Raw genomic sequence first — 678 nt, forward strand, 5'->3', positions numbered from 1 at the left:
GTTCCGCCTATTCGCTATTCGCTATTCGCTATTCGCTATTCGCTAGGAATTTCCTTGCCGCATAAAGGCTCACCGCCGCCGCATTCGACACGTTGAGCGAATGGATGGCGCCCGGCATGTCGAGGCGGGCGAGCGCGGCCACCGTCTCGCGGGGTTTTTGCCGCAGGCCCTTGCCTTCCGCGCCCAGCACCAACGCGATCTTTTGGCCGTCGAATGTCTTTTCGAGCTCGGCCGGTCCTTCGGAATCAAGTCCGATCGTCTGGAAACCGGCCTCGTGCAGCTGCCCCAGCGCATCGGCGAGGTTCTTCACCTCGATCTGGTCGATATGCTCCAGGGCCCCGGACGCGGATTTCGCCAGAACGCCGGATTCCTGCGGGCTGTGGCGTGCAGTCGTGATCAGCGCGCCGGCGCCGAAAGCGACGGCGGAGCGCAGGATCGCGCCGACATTGTGCGGGTCCGTCACCTGGTCGAGCACAAGCACCAGCCTTGTGTCGCCGAGCGCGTCGAGGCGCTTGGGCTTCAGCGGCTCGGCCTCGATCAGCACGCCCTGATGCACGGCGTCCGACCCGGTGATCCTGTCGATCTCCTTCGGCTCGACCAACTCGGCCTTGAAGGGTAGGGCGGCAAGCTCGCCGATCGAAAGCCGCTCCGCCGCGTTGCGGGTCACCAGCATCTTTT

1 protein-coding gene is annotated in these 678 nt (G+C 64.6%); it reads right to left on the reverse strand.

Annotated features, from left to right (window positions below; translation table 11 throughout):
* Positions 1 to 28: 28 nt before the first annotated feature.
* A partial coding sequence (locus tag EOA27_RS38965) for an RNA methyltransferase (protein ID WP_145970930.1) occupies positions 29 to 678 on the reverse strand: 650 nt, incomplete at its 5' end.

This window comes from Mesorhizobium sp. M2A.F.Ca.ET.037.01.1.1 (genome assembly GCF_003998075.1).
Classification (GTDB): Bacteria; Pseudomonadota; Alphaproteobacteria; order Rhizobiales; family Rhizobiaceae; genus Mesorhizobium.